The sequence below is a fragment of the Bradyrhizobium sp. LTSP885 genome, from assembly GCF_000938305.1.
In the GTDB taxonomy this organism is placed as follows: domain Bacteria; phylum Pseudomonadota; class Alphaproteobacteria; order Rhizobiales; family Xanthobacteraceae; genus Bradyrhizobium.
Genome location: NZ_JYMT01000004.1, coordinates 413,105 through 439,060 on the forward strand (window position 1 = coordinate 413,105; position 25,956 = coordinate 439,060).

At 64.3% G+C, this 25,956-nt stretch carries 22 protein-coding genes; 12 read left to right on the plus strand and 10 right to left on the minus strand.

Annotation, left to right across the window (positions count from 1 at the left end; genetic code table 11):
- Positions 1–30: 30 nt before the first annotated feature.
- The gene (locus tag UP09_RS04290; RefSeq protein WP_044536742.1) at positions 31–1,362 is read right to left on the minus strand and encodes a sensor histidine kinase; all 1,332 of its coding nucleotides are present in this window, start codon (positions 1,360–1,362) and stop codon (positions 31–33) included.
- Between the two features lies 1 nt (position 1,363).
- Positions 1,364–2,038 carry a response regulator gene (locus tag UP09_RS04295; protein ID WP_044536743.1) on the minus strand — a complete coding sequence of 225 codons (675 nt, stop codon included), beginning with the start codon at positions 2,036–2,038 and terminating at the stop codon, positions 1,364–1,366.
- Positions 2,039–2,443: 405 nt separating this feature from the next.
- On the opposite strand from UP09_RS04295, the gene UP09_RS04300 reads away from it, so the two are divergent.
- The 3 genes from UP09_RS04300 (at position 2,444) to UP09_RS04310 (ending at position 8,501) form a co-directional block, all read left to right on the plus strand.
- Complete coding sequence (locus UP09_RS04300; protein WP_082069957.1) at positions 2,444–3,631, plus strand: efflux RND transporter periplasmic adaptor subunit; 1,188 nt, start codon at positions 2,444–2,446, stop codon at positions 3,629–3,631.
- A 49-nt stretch (positions 3,632–3,680) separates the two neighbouring features.
- Positions 3,681–6,926, plus strand: a complete 3,246-nt coding sequence (locus UP09_RS04305) for an efflux RND transporter permease subunit (protein ID WP_044536744.1) — start codon at positions 3,681–3,683, stop codon at positions 6,924–6,926.
- 108 nt (positions 6,927–7,034) lie between these two features.
- Positions 7,035–8,501, plus strand: coding sequence for an efflux transporter outer membrane subunit (locus UP09_RS04310; RefSeq protein ID WP_245301743.1), 1,467 nt, complete (start codon positions 7,035–7,037; stop codon positions 8,499–8,501).
- Positions 8,502–8,682: 181 nt separating this feature from the next.
- On the opposite strand, the gene UP09_RS04315 is transcribed toward UP09_RS04310, so the two are convergent.
- The 5 genes from UP09_RS04315 to UP09_RS04335 all read right to left on the minus strand — a co-directional run bounded on the left by UP09_RS04315 (position 8,683) and on the right by UP09_RS04335 (position 13,943).
- A complete protein-coding gene (locus UP09_RS04315; RefSeq protein ID WP_044536746.1) occupies positions 8,683–9,771 on the minus strand; it encodes a TRAP transporter substrate-binding protein in 1,089 nt (362 codons plus the stop codon).
- A 166-nt stretch (positions 9,772–9,937) separates the two neighbouring features.
- The gene (locus UP09_RS04320) at positions 9,938–11,026 is read right to left on the minus strand and encodes a TRAP transporter substrate-binding protein (protein WP_044536747.1); all 1,089 of its coding nucleotides are present in this window, start codon (positions 11,024–11,026) and stop codon (positions 9,938–9,940) included.
- 305 nt (positions 11,027–11,331) lie between these two features.
- A complete protein-coding gene (locus UP09_RS04325; RefSeq protein WP_245301744.1) occupies positions 11,332–11,619 on the minus strand; it encodes a hypothetical protein in 288 nt (95 codons plus the stop codon).
- 687 nt (positions 11,620–12,306) lie between these two features.
- Complete coding sequence (locus UP09_RS04330) at positions 12,307–13,449, minus strand: Mrp/NBP35 family ATP-binding protein (protein ID WP_044536749.1); 1,143 nt, start codon at positions 13,447–13,449, stop codon at positions 12,307–12,309.
- Positions 13,450–13,505: 56 nt separating this feature from the next.
- Positions 13,506–13,943: a VOC family protein gene (locus tag UP09_RS04335; protein WP_044536750.1), complete on the minus strand. Its 438-nt coding sequence runs from the start codon at positions 13,941–13,943 to the stop codon at positions 13,506–13,508.
- Positions 13,944–14,143: 200 nt separating this feature from the next.
- On the opposite strand from UP09_RS04335, the gene UP09_RS04340 reads away from it, so the two are divergent.
- From UP09_RS04340 to UP09_RS04355, 5 genes are all read left to right on the plus strand, one after another.
- Positions 14,144–15,013, plus strand: a complete 870-nt coding sequence (locus tag UP09_RS04340) for an NAD(P)-dependent oxidoreductase (protein WP_044536751.1) — start codon at positions 14,144–14,146, stop codon at positions 15,011–15,013.
- A gap of 220 nt (positions 15,014–15,233) precedes the next feature.
- Positions 15,234–16,838 (plus strand): sensor histidine kinase, encoded by a 1,605-nt coding sequence (locus tag UP09_RS04345; RefSeq protein WP_044536752.1) that lies wholly within the window; start codon positions 15,234–15,236, stop codon positions 16,836–16,838.
- 3 nt (positions 16,839–16,841) lie between these two features.
- Positions 16,842–16,979 (plus strand): hypothetical protein, encoded by a 138-nt coding sequence (locus tag UP09_RS37410; protein ID WP_156164438.1) that lies wholly within the window; start codon positions 16,842–16,844, stop codon positions 16,977–16,979.
- A 3-nt stretch (positions 16,980–16,982) separates the two neighbouring features.
- Positions 16,983–17,186: a DUF1289 domain-containing protein gene (locus tag UP09_RS04350; protein WP_044536753.1), complete on the plus strand. Its 204-nt coding sequence runs from the start codon at positions 16,983–16,985 to the stop codon at positions 17,184–17,186.
- 22 nt (positions 17,187–17,208) lie between these two features.
- Entirely contained in the window at positions 17,209–17,772 is a 564-nt protein-coding gene (locus UP09_RS04355; protein WP_044536754.1) for a TIGR02281 family clan AA aspartic protease, read from the plus strand.
- Between the two features lie 93 nt (positions 17,773–17,865).
- Here UP09_RS04355 and UP09_RS04360 read toward each other — a convergent pair whose 3' ends face one another.
- Together UP09_RS04360 and UP09_RS04365 are read right to left on the minus strand one after the other, a co-directional pair.
- Positions 17,866–18,729 carry a hypothetical protein gene (locus tag UP09_RS04360; RefSeq protein ID WP_044536755.1) on the minus strand — a complete coding sequence of 288 codons (864 nt, stop codon included), beginning with the start codon at positions 18,727–18,729 and terminating at the stop codon, positions 17,866–17,868.
- Positions 18,730–18,976: 247 nt separating this feature from the next.
- Positions 18,977–19,891: a GntR family transcriptional regulator gene (locus UP09_RS04365; protein ID WP_044536756.1), complete on the minus strand. Its 915-nt coding sequence runs from the start codon at positions 19,889–19,891 to the stop codon at positions 18,977–18,979.
- A 50-nt stretch (positions 19,892–19,941) separates the two neighbouring features.
- Here UP09_RS04365 and UP09_RS04370 point away from each other — a divergent pair, with 50 nt between their 5' ends.
- The 4 genes from UP09_RS04370 to UP09_RS04385 are packed head-to-tail and all read left to right on the plus strand — an operon-like array spanning position 19,942 to position 24,500.
- The gene (locus UP09_RS04370; protein ID WP_082069958.1) at positions 19,942–21,399 is read left to right on the plus strand and encodes an amidase; all 1,458 of its coding nucleotides are present in this window, start codon (positions 19,942–19,944) and stop codon (positions 21,397–21,399) included.
- Positions 21,396–22,265, plus strand: a complete 870-nt coding sequence (locus UP09_RS04375) for a PHB depolymerase family esterase (RefSeq protein WP_044536757.1) — start codon at positions 21,396–21,398, stop codon at positions 22,263–22,265. Before UP09_RS04370 ends, UP09_RS04375 begins: the two co-directional genes overlap by 4 nt.
- Entirely contained in the window at positions 22,265–23,815 is a 1,551-nt protein-coding gene (locus UP09_RS04380; protein WP_044536758.1) for an ABC transporter substrate-binding protein, read from the plus strand. Before UP09_RS04375 ends, UP09_RS04380 begins: the two co-directional genes overlap by 1 nt.
- Positions 23,816–23,819: 4 nt before the next feature.
- The gene (locus UP09_RS04385) at positions 23,820–24,500 is read left to right on the plus strand and encodes an FMN-binding negative transcriptional regulator (RefSeq protein WP_052832952.1); all 681 of its coding nucleotides are present in this window, start codon (positions 23,820–23,822) and stop codon (positions 24,498–24,500) included.
- A 24-nt stretch (positions 24,501–24,524) separates the two neighbouring features.
- Here UP09_RS04385 and dusA read toward each other — a convergent pair whose 3' ends face one another.
- On the minus strand, positions 24,525–25,514 hold the full coding sequence (dusA, locus tag UP09_RS04390) for a tRNA dihydrouridine(20/20a) synthase DusA (RefSeq protein ID WP_082069959.1): 990 nt from the start codon (positions 25,512–25,514) through the stop codon (positions 24,525–24,527).
- Between the last annotated feature and the right edge of the window lie 442 nt (positions 25,515–25,956).

Below are 25,956 nucleotides of genomic sequence, written 5' to 3' on the forward strand. Positions count from 1 at the left end.
AAGCGATCGGGACCGATCGCTATCGCGCCTCTAGGACGCCACCACCGGCGCAGCCGCGGCGAGCTGGAACGTCAACGTGAACTGCGCGCCACCGGTCGGGAGATTCTCTACCGCGACCGTCGCGGCGTGGTCGTCCACCACGCCCTGCACGATCGACAGTCCGAGGCCGGCGCCGTCGGTGCGCCGGCGGTCGCCGCGCCAGAACCGCCGGAAGATCAGGTCCTGCTCGCCCGGCGGAATGCCCGGCCCGCAGTCGCGCACCCGCACCGAACCGTCGTCGCGCACCTCGACGTCGACTGAGGTATCGTCGGCGGTGTACTTGATGGCGTTCTCAGCGAGATTGAAGATCGCCCGCTGCAACATTTCCGCATTGCCCTTGACCTGCACCGGGCCGTCGGTGCCACGCAGCGCGATATCCTTCTGCTGCGCCAGCGCATAGGGCGCGATCGAGCCGACCACCTCGGCGCAGACCGCGCGCAGATCCGCGGTCTCGCCAGGATCGAGCACCAGCGTGTCGAGCTCGGCGATCTCGAGCAGCTGGTTGACGATGCGGCCCATGCTCTCGATGTCGGCATGAAGCTCCCTGCTGCCCTTGCCCGCCTCCAGCGTCTCGATCCGGGTCCGCAGGATCGCGAGCGGCGTGCGGAGCTGATGTGCCGCATCGGCGGTGAACTGGCGCTGCGCGTGAAAGCCCTCCTCGAGCCGGTCGAAGGCCTGGTTGACGGCGGTCACCAGCGGCAGGATCTCGCTTGGAATCCGTTCCGTCGGCAGCCGGATGCCGGTCCGCGCCGGTCCGATGTTCCTCGCCTCCTCGGAGGCCTGCAGCAGCGGAATCACAGCGCGGCGGAAGATCACGATGTCAGCGGCGAGCAGGATCAGCAGGATCGGGATCGTGATCCAACCGACCCGCCGGAAGAAATTGCTGACGATGTCGTCGATGATGACGTCGCGATGCGACAGGTCTTCGGCGACATGGATGCGCACCGTCTGATCGCCGATGTCTCTGATCACGCTCGCACCGGAAATCGTGCCGGACAAAGCCTGCTTCGCCGGCTCGGCGCGATGCGATGAAAACAGCACATGGCCGTCGGCATCGAAGATGTCGTACCGATAGCGGCCATAGGCGTCGGAATAGAGGCCCTTGAGGCTCTCGGGCAGGTTCAGAACCACCTTGCCGCCGGGATCGACGGAAAGCCTCTCGCCGAGCACGTCGGCCTGGTCGCGCATCGCATCGCGATGCAACTGGTTGATCTCGGAGTTCAACAACCACAGCAGCAGCAGCGGCAGGAAGACCGCGGCGATAGCGACCGCGACGATGTGCAGGAAGACGATCCGCGACGTCAGCGACTTGAAGCGGAACACGCTATTTCTCCTCGGCCATCAAATAGCCGACGCCGCGGATGGTGTGGATCATGATCTTGGCATTGTGCTCGGCGAGCAGCTTGCGCAACCGCGACACGTAAACCTCGACGGCGTTCGAGGCGACCTCGCCCGCCAACCCGAAGATATGGTCCTCGACGTTCTTCTTCGGCACCACCCGTCCCTGCCGCCGCAGCAGGATCTCCAGCACCGACGTCTCGCGCGCAGAGAAGACCCGCGGCATGCCGTCGATGAAGACCTGCCGGCTTTCGGTATCGTAAACCAAATTGGCAAGGTTGAGCGAGGAGCCGAGCAACTGGCCGGGCCGGCGCAAGATCGCCTCAAGCCGCGCCACCAGCTCTTCGAGCGCGAACGGCTTTGCCAGATAGTCGTCGGCGCCGCTGCGCAGGCCGTTGACGCGATCCCGCAGTCCGTTGCGTGCAGTCAGCACCAGCACAGGCAGAGGGTCCATCTTGCGGCGCAGCTCCGACAGCACCGACAGTCCGTCACCGTCGGGCAGACCGAGATCGAGGATCATGGCCGCATAACTAACGCTGCGCAGCGCGTCGCGCGCCTCGGCAACGCCGTGCACGACATCGGCGGCATATCCCGCCGCCATCAACCCGTTCGCGATGAGGCGCGACAGTTCGACATTATCCTCGACGATCAGAAGGCGCATCGTAACAGTCCCGTCACCACCATCGTAGCCGAGCCGTGTTCGCACACCCGAATGCGATAGGCCAGCCACACAACAAATTCGTCGACAGATCGCCAATTGGGCATCGCGCGGAGCAAACGACGCACATTTCGGCAAATCGTACCGCACGCACAGCGCACGCTATGATTTTTCTATGCGCAGCTCCGCTCACGCCCACAGAAAATAGATAAAAGCGCCGCTGCTGCAACGGAAATCCATGCGCGTCGGCGTCGTTGTGCAAAGCAGTGTAAGGCTGGCGTAAGCTGGTCCTGATAACAAATGCCCGACCTCACCGAGACCGATGTCCTTGCAGCACGATGCGGCAGGGTCTCGCGTCCTCGCGCGGTCTCTCCATCTCGGCGAATCGGGCAGGCGATGTCGTTTCAAATGAAATATACGGGTTACGTGGCGTTGCCGGCACTGGCGGTGATCCTTGCAGGCGCGTGGCTGCTGACGCGTACCGATGGCGTCGAGAGTGCCAAGGCGGCCCAGACCAAGACGATCGAGGATGTCAACGTCGAGCAGCAATATGTCGTCCTGACCGACAAGCAGGCCGTATCCCTCAAGGTCATGGCCGCCGAGCAGCGCTCGTTCCGGACGTTGAAGAATGCCGTCGGCTCGATCGACTTCAACCAGAACATGCTGGTGCAGGCGTTCACGCCGAATCCAGGCCGGATCGTCGACACGCTGTTGAACGTCGGCGACGAAGTGAAAACGGGCGATACGCTGTTTACGATCGACAGCGCCGACCTGCTGCAGGCGGAGTCGGCGCTGCTCGCTGCAGCTGGCGTGCTCGAACTGCAGACCAGGACGCTGGCGCGGGTCAAGCAGTTGCTCAAGACCGGCGGCGGCGCGCAGAAGGACGTCGATCAGGCGACGTCCGACCAGCAGACCGCCGAAGGCAACTTCAAGGCCGCGCGCGACGCGGTGCGCATCTTCGGCAAGACCGACGCCGAGATCGATCGCATCGTCGCCGACCGCAAGGTCGATTCCATCCTGGTCGTCCCGAGCCCGATCGCGGGGCGGATCATCGCGCGCAACGCAGCACCAGGTCTCTACGTGCAACCCGGCAACGCGCCGGCACCCTATTCGCTGGCCGACATCTCGACGATGTGGATGGTCGCCAATGTGATCGAGACCGACGCGCCCGACTACCAGATCGGCCAGCCGGTCGAGGTCCGCGTGCCGGCCTATCCCAACGATGCGTTCCGCGGGCGAGTGACGACGCTCGGGCTGAACATCGATCCGAACTCGCACCGCCAGCTGGTGCGTTCGGTGATCGACGATCCCCAGCACAAGCTGCGCGCCGGCATGCTGGCGAGTTTCACCATCGAAACCGAGCCGCCGAAGATGTCGGTCAGCGTGCCCACGGACGCCATCGTGCGCGAGGGCGACGGAACGATGACAGTGTGGGTCACGACCGACGGGCACAAATTCGATCGGCGGTCGGTGAAGATCGGAATGGAGCAGGACGGCCGGCGCCAGATTCTCGATGGCCTCGGCGCGGGCGAGAAGGTCGCCTCCACCGGGGCGATCTTCCTCAGCAACAAATTCGCCAACGCGGCCACGGGCTAGACATGGCTTGCGACGCTAGCCTCCCCCGCTCGAGACCAAGTGCAGTCCAGTGATCAAGGGTATCCTTCAGTTCGGTCTGACCCGAAGCGCCGTCATCGTGCTCGGCCTCGCCGTGTTTTGCGCCGCCGGCTTTGCTGCGTTCACCAAGCTGAACATCGAAGCCTATCCGAATCCGGCGCCGGTGATCCTCGAGATCACCGCGCAGGCGGCCGGCCTCTCCGCCGAGGAGATGGAGAAGTACTACACGATCCCGATGGAGGTCGGACTGTATCCGACGCCTGGCGTCGTCAACATCCGATCGACGTCGTTCTACGGCCTGGCCTTCGTGCGGGTCACCTTCAAATACGGCGTGGACTATTACTTCGCGCTCTCGCAGGCCACCAACAGCCTCACGCAGAACGTCCAGCTGCCCGGCAATCAGGTCCCGCAAATCCAGCAGTCGAGCCTGGTCGGTGAGATCTACCGCTACCAGCTCGTCGGTCCGCCGAATTTCGGCCTGACCAATCTCAGGACGTTGCAGGACTATGTCGTCACTCGCCGCCTGATGACGCTTCCGGGCGTGGTGCAGATCAACGCCTGGGGCGGTACCACCAAGCAGTTCAACGTCGACGCCGACCTCGCAAAGCTCGAGGCCTACAATATCACCGTGCCGCAGCTGATCAGCTCGCTCGGCAATGCCAACGTCAATGTCGGCGGCCGTGAAATCGCGATCGGCCAGCAATCCGTCAACATCCGCGGCATCGGCCTGATCAATTCGGGCGGCGATGACGACGTCACCAAGGGCTACAAGGTCCAGGACATCGAGAACATCGTCCTGACGCAGTCGAACGGACTGCCGATCCAGATCAAGGATGTCGCCAGGGTGTCGGTCGGCTATGTGCCGCGGCTCGGCATCGCCGGAAAGGACAAGGACGACGACGTCGCCGCGGCGATCGTCGTGATGGGGCGTACCCAGCACACCAACGAGATCATTCCCAAGGTCCAGGAGGAGGTCGCCAAGATGAACAGCGACGGCACCCTCCCCGCCGGCGTCAAGATCGTTCCCTATTACGATCGTAGCTCGCTGGTCAATGTGACGACCCACACGGTGCTGCACAATCTGGTGTTCGGCTGCCTTCTGGTGTTCGTGATCCAGTGGGTCTTCCTGGGCGACCTGCGCAGCGCGCTGATCGTCAGCGCCAACATCCCGTTCGCGCTGTTCTTCGCCATCATCATCCTGGTGCTGCAGGGCGAGGACGCCAATCTGCTGTCGCTCGGCGCGGTCGATTTCGGCATCATCGTCGATTCAGCCGTCATCATGATGGAGAACGTCTTCCGCAACTTCCAGTCCACGCCCGAAAGCAGGCTGCGCGTGCTGCAAAGCCTCGCAGACGGCTATTGGGGCGCCGATCCGACCGCGTCCCACGGCCATCCCGCACCGGGCTGGACCGAACGGCTGCGCATGATCTTCGTCAGCGCATTGCAGGTCGACAAGGCGGTGTTCTTCACCGCGGCCATCACGGTCACCGCGTTCGTGCCGCTGTTCACGATGCAGGGCGTCGAAGGCCAGATCTTTGGACCGATGGCGCGCACCTATGGCTACGCGCTCGCCGGCGCGCTGCTGGCGACATTTACCGTGACGCCGGTGCTGGCTTCGCTCTTGCTGCCGAAGCATATCGAGGAGACTGAAACCGTCATCGTGCGCTGGCTGCGCAGGAGCTACACGCCGGTGCTGCGCTGGTCGCTGGCGAATGTGAAGGTCGCGGTCGCGGCCGGCATCATCTTCCTCGGCATCAGCACGTTGGCGGCGAGCCGGCTCGGCAGCGAGTTCCTGCCCGCGCTCGAAGAAGGCAATTTCTGGATCCGCGCCTCGATGCCGCCGACCATCTCGCTCGATGCCGGTACCGAACCAACCCGCAAGATGCGCGAGATCCTGCTGCGCCACCCTGAAATCATCACCGTGGTGTCGCAGCACGGCCGTCCCGATAACGGCAGCGATGCCTCGCCGTTCTCCAATGTCGAGCTGTTCGCACCGATCAAACCGTTCGATCAATGGCCGCCGAGGCTGACCAAGGAAAAACTCACCGAGGAGCTGCAGAAGGAATTCGACGAGGAGATGCCCGGCGTCACCCTCAACTTCTCGCAATACATCCAGGACAACATCGAGGAGGCGCTGTCGGGGGTGAAGGGCGCGAACTCGATCAAGATCATCGGCCCCAACCTCGACGTGCTCGAACAGCTCGCGACCAAGGTCTCGCAGGAAATGGCCAAGATCAGCGGCGTCGCCGATCTCGGCATCTTCCATCTGGTCGGGCAACCCAACCTCAATATCCGCGTCAACAGGGAGAAGGCCGCGCGTTACGGCCTCAACACCGGCGACGTCACCACCGTGGTGCAGGCGGCGCTCGGCGGCACCAGTGCCACGACGGTGCTGGAAGGCGACCGGCAGTTCGGCGTGGTGGTGCGGCTCGATCCAAAATTCCGCCAGAGCATCGATGCCGTGCGCGAGATCAAGGTCGCCTACTCGACCCCCTCGGGCACCAATGCCTATATCCCCTTAAGCGAGCTCGCCGACATCTCGCTCGATACCGGTGCGCTGTTCATCTATCGCGAGCGCAGCCAGCGCTATATCCCGATCAAGTTCAGCGTCCGCGGCCGCGACCTCGGCAGCACGGTGTCGGAAGCACAGACGCGGATCGCCGAGGCGGTCCAGCTTCCACCCGGCTACCGGATGGTCTGGTCGGGCGAGTTCGACAATCTCGAATCCGCCAAGGCGCGGCTGATGATCGTGGTGCCGGTGACGCTGCTGTTGATCTTCGTGCTGCTCTACAGCCTGTTCAACTCGCTGCGCGACAGCCTGCTGGCGCTGGCCGGTATCCCCTTCGCGGTCGGCGGCGGCCTGATCGCGCTGTTCCTGACAGGGCTCGATTTCTCGATCTCGGCCGCGATCGGCTTCATCTCGCTGTTCGGCGTCGCGGTCATGGACGGCATCCTCAACATCACCTATTTCCGCGAGCTGCGGGCCTCCGGGCTGAGCATCGCGGAGGCGGTGTTCAATGGTGCCGAGCAGCGCATGCGTCCGATGTTAATGACCGCGCTGTCCGCCGGTGTCGGCCTGTTCCCAGCCGCGCTCTCGCATGGCATCGGCAGCCAGGTGCAGCGGCCGCTCGCAACCGTCGTGGTCGGCGGCATGTTCATCGGGCCGCTGCTGCTGCTGATCGTCGCACCGGCGCTGCGCAAGATATTCCTGTCGCGCGAGCGCGCCGCCTCTCCCGAAGCGACGCCCGCCGCGGCGCCGCCTGAAGCAGCGCATTAGAGGCACCCCGCAATGCACGCCTTCAGCGCCAGGACACTTCAAACAGCCACACCTCATCATACAGCGACCGCCGCGACGCGCGCGCTGGCCGTCGCTGCCGGCGCGCTCATGCTCGCAAGCTGCGCGGTCGGTCCGAATTTCTCGTCGCCGCCTGCCCCCGATGTCGCCGGATATACGCCGGAGAAGCTGCAATCGCCCGGCACCGATCCGGGCGGCCCGCGCGTGGCGAAGCAGCGCTTTGTCAACGGCGCGGATATCCCGACGCGTTGGTGGGCGGCCTTCCGGTCCGTCCCGCTCAACGACCTGATCCGCCTGTCGGTCGAACGCAATCCGTCGCTGCAATCGGCCGAGGCGGCGATCAAGGTGGCCAACTTCAACGCGCTGGCACAGCGCGGGCTGTTCTTCCCGCAGGTCGGGGCGAACTATACCGCTTCCCGACAGCTGGTCTCCAACGCAGTGTCGGGGCCCGGCAATACGGCGCAGGATGAATACTCGCTGCACACCGCCCAGCTCAATATCAGCTTCGTGCCGGACGTCTGGGGCGAGAACATCCGCAACGTCGAGAACCTCGACGCCGTCACCGAGCAGGCCCAGTTCCAGCTCGAGGCGGCCTATCTGACGCTTTCAGCCAACGTGGTGACGGCGGCGATCCAGGAGGCATCGCTGCGCGGCCAGATCGCCGCCACCGAGCGCATCATCAAGATCGAGCGCGACATCCTCGGCATCCTCAAGAACCAGTTCGATGCAGGCCAGGCGGCCCAGGTCGACGTGCTGGCGCAGGAGGCCGCGCTGGCGCAGTCAGAGCAAACCTTGCCGCCGCTGCAGAAGCAGCTCGCGATCCAGCGCGACCTGCTCACCGCGCTGGCCGGACAATTCTCCGCCGACGAGATCCTGCAGAAGTTCGACCTCGCACTCCTCGCGCTGCCGGCCAATCTGCCGGTCAGCCTGCCGAGCACGCTGGTGACGCAACGGCCCGACGTGCGGGCGGCCGAGGCCAATTTGCATTCGGCAAGCGCATTGGTCGGCGTCGCGATCGCCGCACGGCTGCCGAATTTTGTCATCTCGGCCAACCCCGGCTCGACTGCCTTCAACGCCGCCCAATTGTTCACGCCGGGAACGCTGTTCTACACGATCGCCGGCAACGCGACGCAGACCGTGTTCGACGGCTTCACGCTGTACCACAAGCAGAAGGCCGCCGAAGCCGCGCTCGACCAGGCCAACGCGCAGTACCGCCAGGCCGTCATCACCGCGTTCCAGAACGTCGCCGATGCGCTGCGCAGCCTGCAGGCGGACGCTCGCTCCGTGCAGGCCGCGATCAAGGCCGAGAACGCCGCGAAGGCCAGCGTCGATATCATCCAGAAGCAGCTCGTGCTCGGCCAGGTCAACCAGGTCATCGTGCTCACCGCGCAGCAGGTCTATCTCAATGCCGCGATCACCCGCGTGCAGGCGGTGGCGACGCGGCTGTCCGACACCGCGGCGCTGTTCATGGCGCTCGGCGGCGGATGGCCGACCGATTGTCCGACCAGCGACTGGCGGACTTGCGTGTTCGAGACCCGCGTCGCGTCGAAGACGTGATCAGAGGTCTCTTCCCCCTCGCCCCGTTCTTACGGGGAGAGGGTCGGGGTGAGGGGCTGCTTCCGCAAGTTCGAAAGACCATGAGTGGGGAGAGTCCCCCTCACCCGGATTGCTTCGCAATCCGACCTCTCCCCGCAAGCGGGGCGAGGTGAAGGTGCACCTCGCGACTTGAAGACCGCGATCAGGTCTGAGCGTGGCGCGCCATGAAATTGTCGTAGCCGACCTCGGCGACCTGGAACCACTGGTAGCCGACGCTGGAATAGGCCGTCAGCGAATCCAGCAGCTTCTTGAAGTTGGCGTTGCCGGCCGCGACCTCGGCGTGCAGCTCCTTTGCCGCCTTGTAGCTCGCCTCCATGATCGGCGGCGAGAAGCCGTGCAGCTTGGCGCCGCCGGCGAGCAGCTTCTTCAACGCGGTCGGATTCACCGTGTCGTATTTCGCCATCATCCAGTTGTTGGCGAGATGGCCGGCCTGCTCGAGAATGCTCTGATAGTATTTCGGCAGCGCATTCCACTTGTCGAGATTGACCATCGCCAGCAGCATCGGACCGCCTTCCCACCAGCCGGGATAGTAGTAATGCGGCGCGACCTTGTAGAGGCCGAGCTTCTCGTCGTCATAGGGACCGACCCACTCGGCCGCATCGATCGTGCCCTTCTCGAGCGCCGGATAGATGTCGCCACCGGCGAGCTGCTGCGGCACGCAGCCGAGCTTCTGCATCACGCGTCCGGCAAAACCGCCGATGCGGAATTTGAGGCCCTTCAGATCCTCGACGGTGTTGATCTCCTTGCGGAACCAGCCGCCCATCTGGCAGCCGGTGTTGCCGGCCAGCAGCGAGGTGACGTTGTAGCCCTTGTAGAACTCGTTCAGCAGCTCCTTGCCGCCACCGAACATGTACCAGGCCTGGTTGATGCGCATGTTCGGCCCGAACGGCACCGACGAACCGAACGTGAAGGTCGGGTCCTTGCCGAAATAGTAATAGGATGCGGTGTGCCCCATCTCGACGGTGCCGTTCTGCACGGCGTCGAGCACCTGCAGGCCCGGCACGATTTCGCCGGCGGCAAAGGTCTGGATCTGGAATTTGTTGTCGGTCGCCTCACCGACCATCTTGGCCATCATCTCGGCACCGCCGTGCAGCGTGTCGAGCGACTTCGGCCAGCTCGTGGTCATGCGCCATTTGAGCTCGGGCATCGACTGCGCGATCGCGGGCGCTGCGATGCTCGCCGCACCTGCAACGCCTAAACCGGTGACCTTGATGAAATCCCTTCGCTTCATATGAATCCTCCCTTTGTCGATTGTGTCGTCAGGTGCCGCCTTCATGCCGAGGCTTGAGTCCGAGCATGGAACATCCGTCCCCCGAGCGCCAGACGCAAAAAGCCCGGCCTTCTCGCGAAGGCCGGGCTACTTAAGTCGAACAGCCGGAGCTGCGTATGAGGGTTGATCAGCCGCGGGTGCGCGAGCGGATCATGAAGCTGTCGAAGGTGTATTCGGCGACCTGCCACCAAAGATACTGGTCGGAGCGGTAGGCCTGCATGGCGTCGATCGACTTTTTGAAGTCGGCGTTCTTGGCCGATATCTCGGCCCACAGCTCGTTGGTCGCCTTGAGGCAGGCCTCGAGGACTTCGTTGGTGAACGGACGCAGCTGCGTGCCACCGGCGACGAGGCGCTTCAGGGCCGACGGGTTCTGCATGTCGTAGCGCGCGGCCATCCAGCTGTTGGCGTTGGCCATCGCGTTGGTCAGGATCGCCTGGTAGTTCTTCGGCAGCGAATTCCACTTCTCGAGATTGCAATACGCATGCACGGTCGGGCCGCCTTCCCAGAAGCCCGGATAGTAGTAGTACTTCGCGACCTTCTGGAAGCCGAGCTTCTCGTCATCATACGGACCGACCCACTCGGCGGCATCGATGGTGCCCTTTTCCAGCGCCGGGTAGATGTCGCCGCCGGCGAGCTGCTGCGGCACCACGCCGACCTTCTGCAGCACCTGGCCGGCGATGCCGCCGATCCGCATCTTCAGGCCGGACATGTCGGCAACCGTCTTGATCTCCTTGCGGAACCAGCCGCCCATCTGGGTGCCGGTGTTGCCGCAGGGGAAGCCGATCACGCCGAACTTCTTGAAGAACTCGTTGCCGAGTTCCATGCCGCCGCCCTGGTACCACCAGGAGTTCTGCATGCGCGCATTGAGGCCGAACGGCACCGAGGCGTAGATCGCAAAGGTCGGGTCCTTGCCGACATAGTAGTAGGACACGGTGTGGCACATCTCGACGGTGCCGTTGGAGGTCGCGTCCAGCGCCTGCAGGCCGGGCACGATTTCGCCGGCCGCGAACACCTGGATCTGGAACTTGTTGTCGGTCATTTCGGCGACGTACTTCGCCAGCTGATCGGCACCGCCATAGATGGTGTCAAGCGACTTCGGGAAGCTCGAGGTCAAGCGCCATTTGATTTCAGGCGAGGACTGCGCGATCGCCGGCGAGGCAACGGCCGTCGCGGCAGCACCGGCCGCAGAAACTTTCAAAAAATCACGACGCTTCATCTTAAGGCATCTCCTTGAGGGGCGTTTCCCGGTGTCCGCAAGCATCTCCTCCCGCAGCACGATTCCATGGCTGCCGGGGTGCTCTCGCTGAGGGCCATTTAACACGGAAGTTGCCGCGCGGAAACGCGACAATGGCATGGCCGCGCCAATTAAACGAAAGTCTCATGACGCAGCAATTGCTCGGGAAAAACCGGCTCAGGCCGCGGCGATGACGCCCTCAAGCCACTCGCGGACCGCGGCGCCGATCGCGCGGTAAATCGCCGCGTGCGGACTGTCCGGCTCGCTCTCGGCCACCGGATGACCAATCAGCGCTTCGTCGCCGCCTTCGATGTCGCCTTCGATGTCTTCGGCTTGTTGGCCAAATGCCGCCCGCGCCGGATCCAGCTTTGCGCTGTCGTGAAGCTGATGCCAAACATCTTCGCGACCGTCGCCGCAGCTTCACCGAGCGAGTCGGTCTTCTTCGAGAGGTTGAACGCGGCTAAGGAAGCCTCTGCACGCTTCTCTCGCGTGAGATGCTTGCGGCCCTCTTCCAATGCAAAGCGCGATGCTGCCATCTTGTTCGCCGTCTCACGGCCCTTCCGCGGTCTCTTCACCCATTGACTCCATCAAGCTGACAGGCGGGCGCTACGATTCGGCTCTGTGGACAAACATACAGGCTGGAACCGATCCGGCAATCATGCCGGGCGACAGTTCTGTGAACAAAGCCCACTGAAGTAACTCTGGCCTTCAAGGCCTGCCAGCCCGCCATCGCCTTTTTCACGTCGAAGAATGCGTCGCTGTTCAAGTGGCGTTTCACCCGCAATGAAGGTCGGAAATTACCGTACCACCCCGAATTACGGTGCCAGTGCATTCAATTGATTTATCACGCTTGGGACGGGCTGCCTTCGAGCGGTCGGCCCGCTAGAGCATGATGAGAATAGGTTGAATTGCATCCGCGAAGAACCTGCGCTCCCTCCCCCGCAAGCGGGAGAGGTGGAGCGAATTCGCCGGCCGGCCGATTCTACCTGACATCATCCCGCTTCAGTGCGGTCGAGGAGGGCGCGCGATTTCGGAATATTGGAAGAGTACCCCTGAGTTGCCCGACGAGTCAAGTTGCCTTGCCGAACGCCGGTAGCCGCCGGCTACTTTGCATGGGGTTGTTTTCGATATTTTGGCAGCGCGCGCCTGCGGCGGGGAGTTCCTTCACCATCAACCACGTTTGCGTGGAGATCATGCTTAAACAAGGAGCTGAAGCGCGATGACGATTCAACTTGATCCCATCGCGCTTTAGCAGAACAGCCTCAAGCCGCGGCGATGGCGCCCTCGAGCTGCTCGCGGACCTTGGCGCCGATCGCGCGGTAAATCGCCGCGTGCGGGCCGTCCGGCTCGCTCTCGACCACCGGATTTCCGGAATCGGAGGCGGCGCGGATCGCCATGTGCAGGGGGATCTCACCGAGGAACGGCACCCCGAGCCGCTCGGCCTCGTGGCGGGCGCCACCATGGCCGAAGATATCCGAGCGCGTACCGCAATGCGGGCACTGGAAGTAGCTCATGTTCTCGACGATGCCGAGCACGGGCACGTTGACCTTCTGGAACATCGCCAGTCCCCGCCGCGCGTCGATCAGCGAGAGGTCCTGCGGGGTCGAGACGATGACGGCGCCCTTCAGCGGGACGTTCTGCGCCAGCGTGAGCTGGGCATCGCCGGTGCCGGGCGGCATATCGACGACGAGCACGTCGAGCGTGCCCCAGGCGACATCGCGCAGCATCTGCGTGATCGCCGACATCACCATCGGCCCGCGCCAGATCATCGCGGTGTCTTCCTCGACCAGGAAGCCGATCGACATGATCGCCAGGCCGAAGCGGTTGAGCGGAATCATCTTCTTGTCGTCGTTGAGCTGCGGCTTCTCGCGAATACCGGTCAGCCGCGGCACCGACGGCCCGTAGATGTCAGCGTCGAGCAGCCCGACCCGCAGGCCCAGATCGCGCAAGCCCAGCGCAAGGTTGAGCGCGGTGGTCGACTTGCCGACCCCGCCCTTGCCGGAGGCGACAGCGATGACCGCGGAGATGCCGGGAATCTCGGCCTGCCGCGCCATCGGCGAAGCCGCACCTGGTGGATGCGGATGGCGATGTGCCGACGCCGGCGCGACACCGCCGGCCGGCCGCGGCGGGGGCGGCGGTGCGGCGGCAGCACCGCCCGCCTTGCGCTCCGCAGTGAGTGCTATCATCGCCACGCTGACGCCGGGAAGCGCACGGACGGCGGTCTCGGCTTGCGCGCGCACGTTTTCCCAGGCGCGGGCTTCGGCGGCATCGACATTGATCGAGAAGAACACCTTGCCGTCGGTGACCGTGATCGCCGACAGCACATTGGCGTTGGTCAAGGCTGTGCCACGCGGCGACATCACCTTGGCGAGGCACTCGAGGACCTGTTGCTCCGTCACGCTCACCCGCGCATCTCCTGCTGGTTCAAGGCGCGACCCATAGAGCGTTGCGGCGCAAAAGGCTACCTCGCTCCGACGTCGTCCCGGCGCTCGACCGGGGCCGCACCGCCGCCTTCCTTGGCGGCCTCGTAGTTCAGCTCGATCATGACCCCGTTGGGGTCGTTGACGAAGATCTGCCAGAGGTCGCCGCCCGGGACCTGACGGGAGTCGAATTCCATGCCCTTGGAGTGCAGCCGCGTCTTCATCCCGGCAAAGCCCTGGCTGGCGAAGGCGACGTGATGGACGACGCCGGAATCCGGCTTTTGCGCCTCGTCGGTCTTCGAAATATCGACCAGATGCACCACCGCCTTGCCCTCGCTGTACATCCACGCCCCGGGGAACGCGAAATTCGGACGGGCACCCTTTTCGAGGCCCAGAACGTCCTCATAGAACCGGACCGTATCGGCAAGATTCCGGGTCCGGATGTTGAAATGATCGAGCACACCCACGCTCACGCCCATGCGATACACTCCCTTTTTTGTGACGTTATTTGGTACCCCGACCCTAGCACAAAACCGGGACCTGCCATCCCACGAAGCCGTTGCCCTCGGCTGCGCAGGGGGTATGGTGCGGCTCCCTCCATGGAAGGAATGCCCTGCCCGACCCGGTTTCCGGCACGGCATCGGGGGCGATCACCAAGGCAAATAACAAGGTAGCAGACATGGCTAAAGTCGCTTTTCTCGGTCTCGGCGTGATGGGTTTCCCGATGGCGGGACACCTCGTGAAAAAAGGCGGCCATGATGTCACCGTGTACAACCGGACCGCGGCGAAGGCGAAGGAATGGGCCGACAAGTTCGGCGGCAAGACCGCGGCGACCCCGAAGGCGGCGGCCGAAGGCCAGGACCTCGTGATGTGCTGCGTCGGCAATGACCACGACCTGCGCGCGGTCACGATCGGTCCCGACGGCGCGTTTGCCGGCATGAAGAAGGGCGCGACCTTCGTCGACCACACCACCGCCTCCGCCGAGGTCGCCCGCGAGCTCGACGCCGCCGCCACCAAGGCCGGCTTCAAATTCGTCGACGCCCCGGTATCCGGCGGCCAGGCCGGCGCCGAGAACGGCGTGCTGACGGTGATGTGCGGCGGCACCGAGGACGCCTATGCCGGCGCCGAGCCGGTCATCGCGGCCTACGCCCGGATGTGCAAACTGCTCGGCCCGGCCGGTTCCGGCCAGCTGACCAAGATGGTCAACCAGATCTGCATCGCGGGCCTCGTGCAGGGCCTCTCCGAGGGCATCCATTTCGCCAAGAAGTCGGGCCTCGACGTCGCCGCCGTGATCGACACCATCTCCAAGGGCGCGGCGCAGTCCTGGCAGATGGAGAACCGCTACAAGACCATGAATGAGGGCAAGTACGATTTCGGCTTCGCGGTCGAATGGATGCGCAAGGACCTCTCGATCTGCCTCGCCGAAGCCCGCCGCAACGGCGCCACCCTGCCCGCAACCGCACTGGTCGACCAGTTCTATGCCGAGGTCGAGAAGATGGGCGGCAAGCGCTGGGATACGTCGAGCCTGCTGGCCCGGCTGCAGCGCTAAGTTCCGCGTTCGGAGCGAAACGGCACAGGCGTGGCTCAGCCACGCCTGCATACCCGGCCGCCGGGGGGGTGCGAGGCCGAGTGCGCGCAGCGCCGAGAGGTTAATTTAACCTCCCGTTAAGGAGTTTCTTTAGCTCTTTAAGTCATCGCTTAATGATTTGGCGTCACAGATAGACAATGCAAAAAGCCCGCGCGGTTCGCGGGCGAGGTTTGTGTTGTTTATGAGTAATCCCGCAGAAAAGCCTGAAGTTGTACAGCTTCCGGCAGGGCCTCAGGTGGCAGCGCCGGTCAACAGCCGGCGCGTGGCTGCGCAGCGGGTGCGCGAGGCGCGCGATCGGTTAACGTCAACCAGCGGAACCCGGCCCGCCTTCGACGCCGAACTGCTCCGGCAATACGCCCAGACCCGGATCTCGGCGTCCTACGTCGTCATGCTGCTGGTGGTTGCAACCGGCCTCCTGTTTGGCCTGTGGATGCAGCCGACCATTGCCGCGGCCTGGACGGTCGGCATGCTCTGCGTCCATGCCGCCATCATCCGCGCTTGCGCCCGTTTCCTTGCCGAGCAGCCCTCGCTCGCGGTGACCCGCAAATGGCGGACGCGCTTCGTGCTGCTGGACCTGCTCTACGGCCTGTGCTGGACCGCGATCCTGATCCACCCCGCCGGCCGCGACCTCGCCTCCAACACGCTGATGATGTTCCTGATGCTGCTGGTGATCGCGGTCTCCAGCATGCTGGCGGCGAGCCTGCCGATCGCGGCACTCGCGGCAACCATCCCGGTGACGGTGGCGATTGCGCTCGATCTCGTGCTGAACGGCGCGTTCGACAATTATGTGCTGGCGCTGCTGGCGCTGGCGGCCGAAGGCTATTTCGCCCTGCTCGCCCACCGCCTGCATTCGACCACGCTGGCGACGCTGGAGGCCCGTGCTGAAAAGGACGCACTGATCGGCGAGCTGGAGCAGGCCAAGGCGATCTCGGACGAAGCGCGGCACCGCGCCGAATCCGCCAACGTCGCCAAGTCGCGCTTCCTCGCCCAGATGAGCCACGAGCTGCGGACGCCGCTGAACGCGATCCTCGGCTTCTCCGAGGTGATGAAGAGCGAGATTTTTGGCGCGCATGCTGTGCCGGTTTACAAGGAGTACTCTGCCGACATCCATAATTCCGGCGTGCATCTGCTCAATCTGATCAACGAGATCCTCGATTTGTCGCGGATCGAGGCCGGCCGCTACGAGCTGAACGAAGAGGCCGTCGCGCTGGTGCATGTCGTCGCCGACTGCCACCATCTGTTGAAGCTGCGCGCGTCCAGCCGCGGCATCACCATCCACGAGGTATTCGAGCACGGCATGCCGCGAATCTGGGGCGATGAGCGCGCCATCCGCCAGGTCGTGCTCAATTTGCTCTCCAACTCGATCAAGTTTACCCCGCAGGGCGGCGAGATCTGGCTGAAGGTCGGCTGGACCGCGTCGGGCGGTCAATATCTGAGCGTCAAGGACACCGGAAGCGGCATCGCCGAGGACGAGATCCCGATCGTGCTGGCCTCGTTCGGCCAAGGCTCGAACTCGATCAAGTCCGCGGAACAGGGTGCGGGCCTCGGGCTACCGATCGCCAAGAGCCTGATCGACATGCATGGCGGCACCTTCACGCTGAAGTCGAAACTGCGGATCGGTACCGAGGTGATCGTCACCTTGCCGCCGGAGCGCGTCATGAGTGCGCTGGCGCCGATGGTGGAGGAAGCGCCACCGGTGCAGCCGGAGCCCACGGAGACCGAGCCGGGCGCCGACCGCAAGCGCGTACGCCGCAAATCGATCATGAGTGCTGGCACCGGATTGTAGAGCATGCGCGATGCGACTTTCCCTTGCGACCAGCGCGCCGCGTTTTACGCAGAGATCGTGCTCAAACAACAGGCTGAAGCGCGATGGGGGCGTTGCGTTTTGGTCGGCTTGCAGAAGCGGCTGAAACCGTTCAACACTTGAAGAATGAGCTCAGAATCGCCGTGTATCGCAGTCTGCATGATGGACCCCAGGACCAAGCTCTGCTTCGGATGCGGGCGTACGCTTCCGGAGATCGCGCGCTGGCACAAGATGGACAGCGCGGAACGGCTGGCGGTCATGACGACGTTGCCTGCGCGGATGACGGAGGCCGGACTCCAGCTTATGGAGCCCCGTCCGAAGCGCGCCTGAGATCCATGCGAGGAGGCGCGCGGTGAGTCGTATCCTCCTCATCGTGCTGTTGCTGATGGCAACCGCCGGCGCAATCGTCACCTATGGCGACCCCGATCAGATCGCGCGCGCCAGGGAAAATCTCTCGCTGATCTTCGGCCCCAGCAACGCATCTCCTGCCCCCGCCCCCGCGGTGCAGATCGCACGCAGCCAGGGCGGCGAGTTCGCGTTTCGCGCCAAGATCAACGGCGTCGTCGCGCCGATGGTGATCGACACCGGCGCGACTTCGGTCGTGCTGACCTGGGAGACGGCGAAGGCGATCGGCCTGCCGACCGAAATGCTCGAATACAATGTCGATCTCGAAACCGCAGGCGGTCACACCAAGGCGGCGCGGCTGACGCTCGATCGTCTCGCCGTCGGCAACCTGGTCGAGAAATCGGTGCCGGCGCTGGTGGTGCAACGCGGGCAGATGAAGACCAATTTGCTCGGCATGAGCTTCCTCGACCGCCTCGAGAGCTGGGGCGTCCGCGCCGACAAGCTGATGCTGAACGGCTATCCCGAACTCTCGGCGAGCACCCATCGGCGTCCGCACACGGCCGTCGATTAGACGAGCGCCTATGTCGCGCTGTAGGGCGCAATGGAATGCCGAGCTTCTTATTGTCTGGGCCACCACGTGCTCAGGGCAAAGCCAAAGCTGGCATCACTCGAACCTGACCGTCAGTTTCACAGGCTCCTTTTGCAGCCCTTCCCAGGTCGTATCGAATATCAGCCCCGGCGCCGGTCGGACGCGCGAGAGTGCACCGAGCCCCAACCGGTCACCCGCCCTGAGGCGTACACCGCGGGCGTTCTGGTCGCGGATGATCCACAACACGGCCTCAAGTGGATCACCCATGATGGACGTGCCGCGTTCGACTTCGAGGATCTTTCCAGTGCCGTCACGTGTCGTTACGACGAGCTCTCGAAGTGCATCGGCATGTGACATGGTATCAAACGCAATCGGCGGGCCGTTCAGCATCGCGCGTGCACCAACATTGTAGAGCGTCAAGATCGCCCCGGTCAGTTTCTGCGACGGTTGTACCAGGCTGTCCCCAAGCTCAATTGACGGCAGGACGTAAGCTAGGTGTCGTGCCACTTGGGCCGGGGTGCGCGCATCATTGATCCCCTCGTCGCGCACGGTGACGACGAGCTTGGCTTCGACGATTGGCCGCGTCCCATAAGCCGCTGCCACGACTGCGTCGTTGCCATCGAGCATGCGGAACATACCCGCAAGATACGCACCGCCAAGCGGCTCATGAATGCCGAGATCGCGTTGGGCGGGCGGTGTGATCGCTGCAGCCTTATACCCAAGTGGCGCTCCAAGCAGTGGCTGCAAACAGCTCAGGAATTCGGACCTTGCGCACTCAGCTTGTTCGATCGTCAAGGCCGTATCGATCAAAGGCAACGCCGTACGGGCAAGCCAGTGCGCGGCAACGCTTCGGCCCAAGGCGCGACAGTCCTCGACAGATGCGACCGTCAGCGCTGCATCGGACAATGAAAGGGGAACAAAACTGCCAGTCAGTGTCATGAGCCGGCCTCCTCACAACAGAAATTTCGGGTACACCGTATCAACTCTTCCTTCGATCACTGCAAGGCCGCTGACAGAAGCTGCAGGATCGAATGGCTGCCTACGAAGCCCGATGCTCCGGTAACCAGAACTGTGCTCATCGACCGGTCGCGCGGGCATGCCGGAGATATCCACGAGCCCCCCGGAGCGATTAGCGGCAGCTGAGGGTTGCCCCAACACCGTAAGATTTATATCATGATATAATTCATCATGAAGCGTCTTCGCGATCCCGCTGCGGATGCGGGAGCCGGCTCGCCGCATCGATGTGGCTGCGCATCAGCGCCGCCGCGACCTCCAGCTCGCCGCGCTCGATCCAATCCAGCATCGCGAGATGCTCGTTGCAGGATGTGACGACGCGTTCATGGCCGAACGTCCAATCGTAATTGACGAGGCGCCGGAGCCTGGTCTGCTGCTCAAGCGCAAGCAGCAAATAGCGATTGTCGGCGCCGGCGGCGATCCCCAGGTGAAAGGCGGCGTTCATTTCGAAAAAGCCGACGCTCGAGGCTTTGCGCCAGGGCGCGGCCAGCACCGCGCGATGACGTTCGCGCATCTCGGCGATCCAGGCCGGATCGAGGTGGAATCCCGGCGTCAGGATTGCCGCCGGCTCCAGCAATCGACAGAAGGCGTAACTCTCGGCTCGCGCCTTCGAATCGCCCATCGCCTGCGAAAACAGCCAGCCGCGGCCCGGCTTGCGCTCGATCAGCGCAACGCCTGCAAGCTGGTTGAGAACCTTGAGCAGGAACGGCCGCGTCACCTGATAGCGCCGCATCAGGTCCGATTCCGAGACCTCGAGCGGAAGGCGGCCGGCGAGGCGATCGCGCGCGATCTCGACGCAAAGCTCGTTCGTCTCGTCGGATGCCGCCGGCGCGTCGTCGAGCGTAAGGCTCGCGGCGCTCTTGCGCAGCACGAAGCCGCGGCGCGGCCGCGCTTCGACGAGACCGCGCCGCGCCAGATGCTGAAGCGCGGCGCGCACCGGCGTGCGCGAAACCTGCAGCCGCTCGGCGACTTCGACCTCGGTCAATCGCGCGCCAGGCCCGAGGCCATCGCCACGCACGAGTTCGAGGATCTGAGGCAACAGATCCTGTTGCAGCCGGGTTGGTCGGGATTTCGATTTGTGTTTCATATCATCATAAAATACACTATTGTCTCTAGCATGGCTAGCGGAGACTGAGCATGATCGAGCGGACGGCTGAGGCCAGGCGAGCGCAGGCAGCGTCCGGATCGCTCGACGGCCCGCTCTGGCGCGCCGATGCCGCGGCCCTCACGGCAGCGATCCGCGCCCGAACGATTTCGGCGCGCGAGGTGGTCGAAGCGACCCTCGAGCGCCTCTCCGAGGTTAATCCCGCGCTCAATGCCGTCGTCCTGACGCTGGCGGACGAAGCGCGCGCCACCGCCGACGCATTGGATGCCAGGCAGCGCGCCGGGGCTGAGCTCGGCCCACTGCACGGCGTGCCCGCCACGATCAAGATCAACATCGATCAGCGCGGTTGCCCGACCGACAATGGCATCATCGCCAACAAGGGTCTCATCGCCGAGCAGGACCATCCGGTCGTCGCCAACCTTCGTGCGGCTGGCGCCATCCTGATCGGGCGCACCAATGCGCCGGGCTACTCGATGCGCTGGCACACCGGCAACGCGCTGCACGGCGAGACGCGCAATCCCTGGCGCGCCGATCGCACCTGTGGCGGCTCCAGCGGCGGCGCGGCAGTCGCGACCGCGGCCGGCATGGCGCCGATCTCCCACGGCAACGACATCGCGGGCTCGATCCGCTATCCGGCGTTCTGCTGTGGCGTGTTCGGCCTGAAGCCGTCCTATGGACGCGTGCCCTCCTACAATCCGAGCTTCCAGGGCCTCTCGCCGATCTCCTCGCAGCTGATGGCGGTGCAGGGCCCACTGACGCGCAGCGTCCGGGATTTGCGGCTGGCCTTCGCGGCGATGGCCAAGCCTGACGTGCTTGATCCGCGAACGCTTGCACCGGCCCCCTTCCCTCCGGCGCATCAACCCATCCAGGTGGCGCTGGTCGAAAGTTTTGACGGCGCGCCCTACCATCCGGCGGTGAGCGCAGCCTTGAGCGCCGCGGCGCGCGCGCTCGAAGACGCCGGCTATCGCGTCGAGCCCGCATCGCCGCCGGAGCTCACCACCGCCGCTGCAACCTGGCCGCGCCTGGCGATGCCTGATCTTTTGGCCCAGCTCGAGCCGTATATCGAGAAGAACGGCGATGACGGCGTTCGCCGCGCTGCGGGTCTGTGGCGGCATGTCTGGCCGCAGCGCGATCCGGCCGAGGTACTCGTCGCGCTTGGCGAGCGGCTCAGGCTGCTGCGGCTTTGGCAGCTTTTCCTGATCCGCTATCCGCTCATCCTGATGCCGGCCTCGACCGAGCCGGCCTTCGAAGTCGATGCCGATACGCGCGACGCGGCAACGACAAGCGCGATCGTCCGGTCGCAGCGCCCGATGACCGCGGTGTCGCTGCTCGGCCTGCCGGCGATATCGGCGCCGGCGCTGGTCTCCGACGGTTTGCCGATCGGCGTCCAGCTCGTCGCTGCGCCGTTCCGCGAAGATCTCTGTTTCGACGCAGCCGAGGCGATCGAGGCGCGGCTGCCACCGGCCTTTCCACCCGAGCCCATGCGATGAGCGCGTCCGGCCTGAAGCGGCAGGGCCACGGCGTACGCCTGTCCTATTACGATTTCGGCCGTACCACGGCCTATTGTTGCCAGAGCGATCCGCGCTTTTCCTACTGCGCCTATGTTCCGGAAGGCTACGCCGAGGACGGCACCGATCGCTATCGCCTGCTCGTCGCCGTCCATGGCTCGCGCCGCGAAATGGTCGCCTATCGCGACGCCTTCATTGCGCTGGCCGAGCGGCGCAGGCTGATCGTCCTTGCGCCGCTGTTTCCTGCAGGCATTCTCGCAGCCGACGATCATTCGAGCTACAAGATGCTGCGCGTCGGCACGATGCATTATGACGCAGTGCTGTTCGCGATGATCGCGGAGCTTGAGGCGCGCTACCGGCTCGACGCCGATCGCTTCGCCCTGTTCGGCTTTTCCGGCGGCGCGCAGTTCGCCCAGCGCTTCTTCACGCTGCATCCGGAACGGCTGAGTGCCGTGTCGATCGCCTCGCCGGGCGTCGTCACGCTGCTCGATCTCGCGCGCGACCATTGGGTCGGCGTCCGCGACTTTACCGAACGTTTCGGCAAGCCGCTCGAGCTCGCCGCCATGCGCCGCGTCGCCGTGCAGATGGTCGTCGGCGCCGCAGACAGGGACACCTGGGAAATCACGATCAAGCCCGGCGATCCGTGGTGGCAGCCGGACGCCAATATCGCCGGCGCCGACCGGCCGGCCCGGCTCGATGCCCTCAAGGCGAGTTTCGAAGCGCAGGGGATTTCGGTGCGGCGGGACATCGTTCCCGGCATTGCGCACACGCTGCCCGGCCTGCTGCCGGTGGTGGAGGATTTCTTCGACAAGGCCTTTGGCGAGGCGAATTGCGTGGGGAGTGTGTGATGAAACGAATGCTTGTGACGAGCTGGCTATGCGCGATGCTGGTGACGCAAGCCTTCGCCGACGAGCAGCCGAAGCGAGGCGGCGTGCTGACGATCCGGCTCAACTCCGACATTCGCAGTCTGGAGCCGGGCGTCAACAGGGATACCAACACCGACAATGTCCTCAACCATATCTTCGAAGGCCTGGTCGCCTATCGCGCCGACATGAGCGTCGGCCCGGCGCTCGCGGAGTCCTGGAGCGTCTCCGACGACGGCAAGTCCTACCGCTTCGTGCTGCGCGACGGCGTCAGATTTCACAATGGCGCGCCGTTGACATCGGCCGAGGTCAAGTGGAGCTGGTCGCGATTGCTTGCAAACGCCGGCTGGCAGTGCCGCAACGTGTTCGACGGCAGCCAGGGCGTCAAAGTGACCGACGTCGAGGCGCCGGAGCCACGTATCGTCATCTACCGCCTGGAAAAGCCGAGTGGGATGTTTCTTAGGCAACTGGCGAACATCCAGTGCGCGGTGCTCGTCGCGCATCCTGATAGCGTCGACACGCAAGGCCAATGGCGCGCCCCTGTTGGCACCGGTCCGTTCAAGCTGGCGGAATGGAAGCACGATCAGTCGATCGACCTCGACCGCGTCGCCGATTATCAACCAAGTCCTACGCCGGCAAGCGGCTACGCGGGGGCGCGGATCGCTTATGTCGACCATATCCGCTTCAGGATCATTCCCGATGACAGCGCGGCACGCGCGGCGTTGCGGACCGACGCCGTCGATGTGATCGCCGAATTGCAGCCTGAGCGGATCGCCGAGTTGCAGGCCGCCGGAATGAACGTGCAGACGGCGCCCGGGCTTGCCCGCGACGCGCTGTTGATCAACGACAAGGATCCGCTGCTCGCCAATCCGAAAATCCGCGAGGCGATCGCCATGGCCATCGACCGCGAGCAGATCGCGGAGGCCCGCACGCTCGGCCTCGCCAAAGCCAATTCCTCGGCGGTCAGCGCCTCGATGGCCTATTTCGATCCGGCCTTTCTCGCCTCGCCCGCCTATGACCCGGGCCGCGCCGCGGCGTTGCTGAAAGAGGCCGGCTATCGCGGCGAGCCGATCAAGCTGCAGACCAACAAGCGCTATCCCGGCATGGACGCGAACTCCATCCTGGTGCAGGCGATGCTGTCGGCGGTCGGCCTCAACGTGCAGATCGAAACCCTGGATTGGGCGACGCAGCTTGACCATTACGTGAAGGGCGACTTCCAGCTGCAGTCCTTTACCTATTCCGGCCGCTTCGACCCGGCCCTGACCTATGCCACCTTTCTCGCCGACCGCACCAAGTTCAAATGGGCGCAATGGGACGACCCGAACGCGCTCGAGATGCTGCGTGAGGCGATGGAGACGTCAGATGACACAAGGCGCAAGCAGCTCTTCCTCAACCTGCACGGTCTGCTCATCAAGCAAATTCCGACGATCGGGCTGCTCTACGAGCCGGCGGTCGACGCAGTGACGAAGCACGTGCACGGCTATCGTGTCTGGGCGCCGGACCGGCCGATCGCCTGGGGCGTGTGGAAGGACTGATCTCATGGCCCAGCAATCAACCAGCGGCTCGCCGCCCGCGACCGGCGACAAGTTCTTCTCCGCGCCGCATTTTCGTCAGCCCGATCCGGCCCAGGCGTTGCAATGGCTGCGCCTCTATCCTCTCGCCGCTATGATCACCGCAGGCGCATCCGGTCTGCGCGCCACATCCCTGCCCTTTGTCGTTGAAAAAGACGATCCCGCCGACATCCAGCTTTTGGGCCACCTCGCCGCGCGCAATGCCCACGCCGCCGAGCTCTCTTCCTCGGCTGAGGCACTGATCGTCGCCAACGGTCCGAGCGCCTACATCTCGCCGCGCTGGTACGCGCAATCAGCCAATGTGCCGACCTGGAACTATGTCGGCCTGCAGTTGCGCGGACCGATTGAACTCCTGCCCGCCGAGGCGGGTCGGCGCTATGTGCTGGAGCGTACCATCGACGAATTCGAACGCCGCGCCGCTGCGCCCTGGCGGCTCAGCGACGCGCCGCAAGACCTTGTCGCGCGGCTGCTCGGCGGTATCGTCGCCTTCCGCATCGGCCCATGCCGGCTCGAATGCGTCGAGAAACTTGGTCAGAACAAGCCCGGCGCCGATGCCGACGGCACGATCGCCGGATTGCGCGCCGAAGGCGACGAGATGGGGCACGCGATCGCCCGCCTGATGCAGCGGATTTTCACACCCCCGAGCTAGGCCTATTCGCTCGAGCGCATCCGCTCAGGCGGCGATCGACGCCAGCGCGCGGTCATCGACCAGCGCGATCGCATCACGCAGCACGTCAGCGCCCGCCCCGGGCTTGACGCCGTTCTCCGCCAGATGGCGGCGGAATGCGCGTGCGCCGGGGACGCCGTGGAACGCGCCGACGAAATGCCGCGTGATGGCATGCAGCCGGGTCCCCTGCGCCAGCTGCGCCTCGATATAGGGCATCATCGCCACGAACACGTCCTTCATCGTCGCATGCGGCGCGGTCTCGCCGAACAATTCGGAATCGACCGCGAGCAGCCGCCACGGCTCCTGATAGGCCGCCCGCCCGAGCATCACTCCGTCGACATGCGAAAGATGCTGCTTCGCCTCGACGATATCCGCGATGCCACCATTGATGATGATGGGGACATCAGGCAGTCCGGCCTTCAGGCGGTAGACGCGATCGTAATCGAGCGGCGGGATGTCGCGGTTTTCCTTCGGCGACAAACCATTGAGCCAGGCCTTGCGCGCGTGCACGACCAGCGCATCCGCGCCCGCGGCAATCGCGCCGCGCGCCAGCGCGTCGAGCGCGATTTCCGGATCCTGATCGTCGATGCCGATCCGGCATTTCACTGTGACCGGAATTTTCACGGCCCGCTTCATCGCCGCGACGCCGTCGGCGACCAGCGCAGGCTCCGCCATCAGGCAAGCGCCGAAGCGGCCATCCTTCACGCGGTCGGACGGACAGCCGACATTGAGATTGATCTCGTCGTAACCGAAATCCTCGCCAATGACGGCCGCGGTGGCGAGATCGCGCGGATCCGAGCCACCAAGCTGCAGGGCCACCGGATGTTCGCTCACGTCGAAAGAGAGCAGCCGCGCCCGATCGCCGCGGATCACCGCACCCGTCGTCAGCATCTCCGTATAAAGCCGCGCCCGCCGCGACATCAGCCGATGGAAGACGCGGCAATGCCGGTCAGTCCAATCCATCATCGGCGCAACGGAAAAACGGTGGATTAACATGTTGATTTCATTGATCTTCGCAGACGGAGTCGGTCGAGCCGATTTCTGGGCCGACAGATGATCGAAGGCATAGACCTAAAGCATTTTGCTTTCTTTTCAACGGCTTGATCCGACCACTCGACTATTTTCGCTTGTTTCAACCTGACCCGGTACTGCACGGCAGTACCAAGATGCCAGCGCAGTACAGGGCCTCGACAAATACTTTGGCTGCGCCCAACTCCTCGAATTTGAAGCGGGAATGGTCCGCCGGGACGCAGACCCCGATCGATCGGCAATCCGCGCGCAGTTCATATGGGTTCGTTCGGTGTAACCGGCTGACCGGAAACAAATCGCGGGTACCCGATGCCTATTGCCCGATAACCAACGCGGCGCTTGGGCGCGAATTGGCTCCCGCGACCGTCTGTGCTAAACAATCAAGCGACTGATAGATTAGTGATGATCT

What these genes read in the sequence shown, in the direction of transcription:
- UP09_RS04295 (WP_044536743.1), bottom strand. Translation starts at nt 2,038, where the DNA reads ATGCGCCTTCTGATCGTCGAGGATAATGTCGAACTGTCGCGCCTCATC.
- UP09_RS04300 (WP_082069957.1), top strand. Translation starts at nt 2,444, where the DNA reads ATGAAATATACGGGTTACGTGGCGTTGCCGGCACTGGCGGTGATCCTT.
- UP09_RS04310 (WP_245301743.1), top strand. Translation starts at nt 7,035, where the DNA reads ATGCTCGCAAGCTGCGCGGTCGGTCCGAATTTCTCGTCGCCGCCTGCC.
- UP09_RS04315 (WP_044536746.1), bottom strand. Translation starts at nt 9,771, where the DNA reads ATGAAGCGAAGGGATTTCATCAAGGTCACCGGTTTAGGCGTTGCAGGT.
- UP09_RS04320 (WP_044536747.1), bottom strand. Translation starts at nt 11,026, where the DNA reads ATGAAGCGTCGTGATTTTTTGAAAGTTTCTGCGGCCGGTGCTGCCGCG.
- UP09_RS04335 (WP_044536750.1), bottom strand. Translation starts at nt 13,943, where the DNA reads ATGGGCGTGAGCGTGGGTGTGCTCGATCATTTCAACATCCGGACCCGG.
- UP09_RS04340 (WP_044536751.1), top strand. Translation starts at nt 14,144, where the DNA reads ATGGCTAAAGTCGCTTTTCTCGGTCTCGGCGTGATGGGTTTCCCGATG.
- UP09_RS04345 (WP_044536752.1), top strand. Translation starts at nt 15,234, where the DNA reads ATGAGTAATCCCGCAGAAAAGCCTGAAGTTGTACAGCTTCCGGCAGGG.
- UP09_RS37410 (WP_156164438.1), top strand. Translation starts at nt 16,842, where the DNA reads ATGCGCGATGCGACTTTCCCTTGCGACCAGCGCGCCGCGTTTTACGCA.
- UP09_RS04350 (WP_044536753.1), top strand. Translation starts at nt 16,983, where the DNA reads ATGAGCTCAGAATCGCCGTGTATCGCAGTCTGCATGATGGACCCCAGG.
- UP09_RS04360 (WP_044536755.1), bottom strand. Translation starts at nt 18,729, where the DNA reads ATGACACTGACTGGCAGTTTTGTTCCCCTTTCATTGTCCGATGCAGCG.
- UP09_RS04365 (WP_044536756.1), bottom strand. Translation starts at nt 19,891, where the DNA reads ATGAAACACAAATCGAAATCCCGACCAACCCGGCTGCAACAGGATCTG.
- UP09_RS04370 (WP_082069958.1), top strand. Translation starts at nt 19,942, where the DNA reads ATGATCGAGCGGACGGCTGAGGCCAGGCGAGCGCAGGCAGCGTCCGGA.
- UP09_RS04375 (WP_044536757.1), top strand. Translation starts at nt 21,396, where the DNA reads ATGAGCGCGTCCGGCCTGAAGCGGCAGGGCCACGGCGTACGCCTGTCC.
- UP09_RS04380 (WP_044536758.1), top strand. Translation starts at nt 22,265, where the DNA reads ATGAAACGAATGCTTGTGACGAGCTGGCTATGCGCGATGCTGGTGACG.
- UP09_RS04385 (WP_052832952.1), top strand. Translation starts at nt 23,820, where the DNA reads ATGGCCCAGCAATCAACCAGCGGCTCGCCGCCCGCGACCGGCGACAAG.
- dusA (WP_082069959.1), bottom strand. Translation starts at nt 25,514, where the DNA reads ATGTTAATCCACCGTTTTTCCGTTGCGCCGATGATGGATTGGACTGAC.